The sequence below is a fragment of the Rhizobium sp. PDO1-076 genome (genome assembly GCF_000247475.1).
Taxonomy (GTDB): Bacteria; Pseudomonadota; Alphaproteobacteria; order Rhizobiales; family Rhizobiaceae; genus Allorhizobium.
The window spans coordinates 1-6,243 of the sequence record NZ_AHZC01000106.1; the positions used below are offsets into that span (position 1 = coordinate 1).

General features: G+C 56.9%; 5 protein-coding genes. All 5 read left to right on the top strand.

Going from position 1 to position 6,243, the window contains the following annotated elements:
- Positions 1-544, top strand: a 544-nt coding sequence (locus PDO_RS07800) for an invasion associated locus B family protein (protein WP_007600096.1), incomplete at its 5' end; no start/stop codon positions are given.
- A gap of 35 nt (positions 545-579) precedes the next feature.
- On the top strand, positions 580-2,574 hold the full coding sequence (locus PDO_RS07805; RefSeq protein WP_160167025.1) for a filamentous hemagglutinin N-terminal domain-containing protein: 1,995 nt from the start codon (positions 580-582) through the stop codon (positions 2,572-2,574).
- Complete coding sequence (locus PDO_RS07810; RefSeq protein ID WP_007600101.1) at positions 2,571-4,331, top strand: ShlB/FhaC/HecB family hemolysin secretion/activation protein; 1,761 nt, start codon at positions 2,571-2,573, stop codon at positions 4,329-4,331. The genes PDO_RS07805 and PDO_RS07810 overlap by 4 nt, the downstream gene beginning before the upstream one ends.
- 15 nt (positions 4,332-4,346) lie before the next feature.
- The gene (locus PDO_RS07815; protein WP_007600102.1) at positions 4,347-5,198 is read left to right on the top strand and encodes a tetratricopeptide repeat protein; all 852 of its coding nucleotides are present in this window, start codon (positions 4,347-4,349) and stop codon (positions 5,196-5,198) included.
- Between the two features lie 152 nt (positions 5,199-5,350).
- Complete coding sequence (locus PDO_RS07820) at positions 5,351-6,241, top strand: filamentous hemagglutinin N-terminal domain-containing protein (protein ID WP_007600103.1); 891 nt, start codon at positions 5,351-5,353, stop codon at positions 6,239-6,241.
- Positions 6,242-6,243 lie beyond the last annotated feature (2 nt).

The following is a 6,243-nucleotide window of genomic DNA, read 5'->3' on the forward strand; positions in this document are numbered from 1 at the left end:
GATCATGTCCTTGGCTGCTCTCACTTGCGGACCATTCCGCTCGCGCTCCCTTACATTTCTGACTGCGGCCATCCTGTGTGCTGTTGGCAGTTTCAGCAACGCCATTGCCGCAGAAGTCTACGGCGATTGGGAACTCGTCTGCACTGCGAATGAGGATATCAATCACACGTCACCGTGCCGTCTCCAACAAGCGCAGGCGGTCAACGAAGGGCGTGATGTCGTTTTCCTGTTCAATGTCATTGCTCAAGCCGATGGTAACGTCGGATTGATATCTGCGCCCTTGGAGACATATCTCCCGGCAGGAATCGCTCTGCGACTCGACAAGGGCAAGAGCCGGCAGGCTGCGTTCGAGACTTGTAATCTGGCTGGTTGTCATGCGGGATTTCGCCTGGATCAGGCATTCTTGTCCGGACTGAAGAAGGGACTGATCCTCACAGCGACCCTCATGGACACCAAGGCGACCAAGGTCGACGTCCCTGTCTCGCTGAAGGGCTTTGCCGCCGGTTTCGCCGCCCTACAAGCGCGAAAGTCGGGCGCTCGATGAAGCGCTCGAAACGAGACACTTCCTGCATAGGAGCGGTGGGCATCGGTACTGTCCTGCTCGTCACCGCCTTCGTACCAAAGTCGCCCGCACAGTCAGTGGCCGATGGTTCGACTTCGACGTCTGTAGCAGTAGATGCAAGCGGCCATCAGACCATTGGCGTCGCGGCTCCGAACGCGTCTGGTTTGAGTTTGAACGCGTATAGCAATTTCTCGGTGGGAGCGGCTGGCGCAGATCTCGACAATCGGACCTCAATGGCTCGGGCTATTGTCAATGAGGTGACCTCAACGCGTGTCTCTGAACTGCGAGGACCAATTGAAGTCCTTGGGCCGCGCGCGCACGTCATGATCGTCAATCCGAATGGGATTGTCGTTGATGGAGGCCGGTTCGTAAACGTGGGTGGTGTCGTTCTGGCGACCGGTAGCACCAGCCTATCGAGCCAAGTGATTGCCCCTGGTGTGACTTCGGAAAATCTCGTGATCGAAACCTCGCAGGGAAAAATCGATGTGACGGGCGCGGGTCTGGGTGGCGCCATGACCAGCCTACAGATGATGGCCGGCCATATCCGGATCGACGGCCCGGTTCTCAACACCTCCAGCAACCTGAGATCAGACATCCGCCTGACTGCTGGCGCAAGTCGTGTCGAGTACGACAGCAGCGTATTGCCAAACGCCGACCTGGAAAACTGGGGAACACTGACTGTACCGACAAATGCCGCCAATGCGCCTGTCGCGGTCGAGATCACTGAGCGTGGGAGTCTGACTGCAAATACCGTAAGGATTGAAACCACGGCTGATGGAGCGGGTGTGCGCCATGCCGGAGAGGTTTACGCGTCTCTCGGAGACTTTGCTATAAACTCGACCGGGAAGATCTCGGTTGCGGGTTCTATCTCTGCATTCGGACATGTTTCGATGCGCGGATCAGAGATTGCGGTTCAATCCGGTATCGGTCGGCCCCAGACCAAACTGGAGGCCATCAACGGAGCCTTGACGATTTTGGCCAGTGCTGGCGACATCGTCAACACCGGCAGCTTGTTGTCGGGCAAGCAAAAGGATGCTCAATCAGCGGAATCAAAGGGTGGGGTCACACTAAAAGCCGCCGGTTCCATTCGACTAATGACCGAACGCCCTGACCAATTGGCGATCGTGTTTTCGTCACAGGGTGACCTTGATGTTGATGCCGGCAGCGATATCGTCAACAATACCGGACGCCTTCTATCCAACGCGCGGACACGCCTGTCGGCCGGCGCGAATATCGAAAACAAAGTTGACATTGTTGCCGGCCAGACACCGGTCAGTCAGTTGCAGTTCGTGGAAACCCAAGGCAGCCGCCTCTGGTATACCTTGTGGCGCAAACGCAAATCTACCCTAGAGCGTCATATGGATTTCGGCAGCTTGCGCGTCGATGGCCAGGAAGCCTACATTGTTGGCTCCAGCGTTGAGCTTGTTGCCGGGGGGCAGTTCCTCAACAGTGGCGGCACCGTCAACGGCAACAATGGCAGCGTCCTTGTAACCGCGCGCTCGATCGTCGTGGAAGGGCTGGTCACAGGAACACTCGACTACCTGAGGGTCTGCGGATTTACCTGCAAGGCGACCGGGACATCCACGATCGGCGTTGTCGGCGGCCAGGTCAATGCATCCGGCAACATCAGCTTGACCGCAAGCGAGAGAATACGAAACGCCGGGCAGCTTGTTGCCTTTGGCGACATCACCTTAGCTGCGCCGCAGATCGAGATCGAGGGAACGAGGCTCGCATCGGTCTACACCCGGCCCGGGGGTCTCTTCAATCTCTGGAGCGGATCCTATGCCTGGATCTCGGAGTATGACGCTGGCGGAATATTATCTGCGCCATACGGATCGATTCAGGTCGACGCTTTCAGTCCAGTCAAACTGACCGCAGCAAGCCTGTCGGCAAACGAGGGAATCGAAATTCCGAATGGCGCGGTTGTTGTTTCAGCACCGATCAAGGGCGCCAAGCTCTGGCACAATCCGATTGGATTTTTCCGCGGTTTTGTCGGGGGATCTGGGCAATGAGACAGATCGTTTCTCTTCTCGGTCTGGTTTCGGCGGTAGCTGCTCTTGGGATGACTTCGAGTGCCTGGGCAAACCTGCTGATTGTACCGACAGACGTTTCCCTGACGAAACAGGACGCGCCTTCGGTTGAACCTTGTTTTCGCATAGCTCGGATCCGGATCGAAGGCTTTGCAGAGGTTGCCACTGCCGCCGAGATTGGATCGCTTGTCAAGCCGTTGGCGTTTGGATGCCAGGGGAATGGCAGCATCACGGCGCTGCTGAAGGCATTGAACTCCCACTTCGCCAACAAAGGCCTGGTAACCACGCAGGCGTGGTTGCCGCAGCAGGATATGGGCACAAGCCATGAGCTTGCGATTTCTGTCATCCCTGGTCGGGTCGATCGTATCGACTATCAGGAAAAGCCTATGGATGGACCGGGCATGCTCGGTGGTCTGGTCGGCGTCTCGGATCATCGTCCCGATAGTGCTGATGTCGATCTCTTGCGGCGCATTGGGCTCTGGCTCGATGGTATGGATGATGACCTGGATCGTTTGATTCTGTTGCCCGACCCCGCGCGTATCAGCATGGCGCGGACTGTTTCCAAAGACGAAATCCTGCAGATTGATACCGTACAGGATACGCTCGACAGCCTCAATCGCGTCGCCTCCAACAAGGCGAAAGCAGAATTGAAACCGGGTGCCCGGCCGGCCACATCTGTCGTTGTTGTACACAATCAGATCAAGGACACTTTCCGGCTTTACGCCGGCTATGACACGGAAAGTGTCGAAGGTTTCGATCAGTTGCGCTTTGGGACCACGATTGAGAAGGACAATCTGATTGGTATAAACGACAGTTGGCAAACGACCCTCAAGACCGGCGCATACAGCAACGACCTGTCCGGATCACTCACGATTCCTGTCGGGAACCACAATATATCTTTGAATGGGAGCTGGACCGACGCTCTGGTCAATCTGTCCGAGCTAAGCGAGCTATATACGACGGCTACGACATTCGGTGGCGGTTGGAACTGGATTGCGAACTCTTCGAAAACGCAAAAATCGGTCTTTGACCTGTCGCTATCGCGCCGCGAGCAGTTGCGCTACGTCAATGGGGAGCCGCTCACCCCCCAGGTCCTGTCTGTCGTCAGCTTTGGCTTGACCCTTGACCGGTACGGTCAAAAAGGAACCGTCAGCGGTCGACTGGGAGCCAGCTTCGGCGTTCCTGTATTGGGAGCATCCGACGATGCTTTCGATGCCACAGACACTGTGCCACGGACCCAATTCCGCAAGATCGAAGCCGGTCTTTCAGGCTACTATGTTCTATCTGAACTGGCGTCGCTACGCAGTTCTCTTTCCACTCAGGTTGCCGCCCACCCGCTTTACTCTGACGACCAGATGACACTGGGTTCGAGAAGCACTTTGCGGGGGTATTCCGGCGGATCAATCAAGGTCGACAGCGGGGCCGTCTGGCGCAATGAGCTTGTGCTCACGCTACCGCGCTCCAGCCCGGATGGCGCATCTTCAGGGCAATCATGGTTTGATGACGTGGCATCCAGGATGAACTTCTATGGTTTCGGTGACCTCGGGTTTGGGCGCGACATTGCCAATTCCCGAAATCCTTACCGCGTCTCTGCTGGCCTTGGTCTGCGGTACGCCGATGCCCGCCTGTCATTCGATGTCGGATACGGCTTTCGCCTGGCGGAAGACGACCGCACCTCTTTGGCTATGTCACCCGATCGGGGTGAGTTGTTTTTCAATCTCCGCTTCAAGGCCCTTTAGATCACAGGAGTAAACATGTTTCCGTTTTATGTTGGCCCATCAATTAGCTCTCATACCCGCTTCGGCGCTACCGCCGGAGCGCTTTTGATCAGCCTGTGTGCCAGTGTGGCGCAAGCCGATTCCGTTTCGGAGGGCAAATCCCAGCTTGAGAAGCAGGAGTTCACCAAAGCCGCCGAGACATTTGCCCAAGGGTTTGACAAGGGCGAAGGCGAGGCTGGCTTTTACCTGGCGCGCATGGTGGAGCTTGGAGTCGGCTTTCCGGCAGACCAGGAAAAAGCCCGCATCTTGTACCTGGCCTCTGCCGAAAAGGGCTCTGCCTCCGCCCTCAATCGCCTCGGATTGATGCATTTGCGCGGCGAGAATGTGCGTCAGGACTTTGTCGCTGCCGCTGAACTGATCTGCAAATCTGCCGATCTTGGCAATGTGGAAGGCCAGTTCAACTGCGGCGGCCTGTTTCTCGATGGCACCGGCCAACAGGTGAATGCGAGCACGGCATTTTCCTACTACCAGAAAGCTGCAGTTGAAGGACATGTTGGGGCAAAGAACATGCTTGCCATCATGACGCGTCAGGGGACGGGAACACAGGCCGATGGCAAGAAGGCTCTAGAAATGTTCACGGAAGTGGCCGCTCTGGGCAACCCCGTTGCGCTGTTTAATCTGGCTCAAATCTATGAGAACGGAGAGGGCACGCCTTCAAGCCCGATCGATGCGCATCTCTACTACAATCTTGCCAATGAACGCGGGCATCCAAACGCGCGTACGGCTCTCGAAGCGCTGACTGCGACCATGACGAGGGAGCAACTTGATGAGGCGCAGACACGCGCCAGGGCCTGGCAAGCGACCGTCGAAGCCAGTTCCAAACCTTGAAGTGGCGGCAGGAGGCTCAACTCCTTGGGACCTCCACACGCTGCCGCCATTGTGAATGAGGCCGAATTTCAGCCTTTCCTGAGTATCCGGGCGTTTCTGCCCATCATACAGCCTCTCTACGTCGCCGTTAAATTGCATAAAGGTATTGCGTCATGTCAATTTTGGCTGGTCTGAAGAATGTATCGAAGTCCGGTACGGGAACCGAATGTGGTGTCCGGCCCCGTCGTGGGTTCCTCACGAGGCTGAGTGATGATCCGCTCAGCCGCTGGGCCTCCTGTTTGACATTCGCCAGCTTTTTGACGACCACAATTGTCGGCGCGTTTAGCCCGGTTTTGTCACCGGTCGCTTTTGCGCAGTCGATTTCGGACCCGACGGCGCCGATAGAATTTCGGCCATCCGTCACCAGTTTGGCAAATGGTACGACGACTGTCGACATCGTGGCGCCGAACGGGAAAGGCATCAGCCACAACAAGTTTCGCGAATACAATGTTGATGCGAGTGGCATCATACTCAACAATTCCACAGCGTCGGGCCTTTCCGTTCTCGGAGGGTCCGTTTCAGCCAACTCCAACCTGACTGGGGGTGGCCGCGCCGCTGCGGTAATCCTGAACGAGGTTACCGGCACGGCGTCGAGCTTGCTGGCCGGCCCCACGGAGGTGTTCGGCTCTCGCGCTGACGTTATCGTCGCAAATCCGAACGGTGTTGGATGCGTTGGTTGTACCTTCATCAATGTCGGGAACGTGGTGCTTTCAGGCTCCGCTGTCACCGACACACCGGCTGGTGAGAAAGTCCTGCAGGGTGCCACAGGTGATGTGGTTGTCTCCGGCGGGGGGATCAGTGCACCCTCCGGCCAATTCCTTAACAATGTGACACTTGCCGGTCGCTCTATAAGGCTCGACGGCAAGGTAAACGCCTCGGGGCATGTGAGTATAGCCGCCGGCGAAACAGCGGTTGACGCTCGTACCGGTGTGGTTTCGCAGCAGCTCGTGAGCTCTGTCGGGCCAAGCACGGGGTTTGGATCCAATCAACCAGCAATGGCGTGATA

Coding starts and splice junctions, on each gene's coding strand:
- PDO_RS07810 (WP_007600101.1), top strand. CDS start 2,571: ATGAGACAGATCGTTTCTCTTCTCGGTCTGGTTTCGGCGGTAGCTGCT.
- PDO_RS07815 (WP_007600102.1), top strand. CDS start 4,347: ATGTTTCCGTTTTATGTTGGCCCATCAATTAGCTCTCATACCCGCTTC.
- PDO_RS07820 (WP_007600103.1), top strand. CDS start 5,351: ATGTCAATTTTGGCTGGTCTGAAGAATGTATCGAAGTCCGGTACGGGA.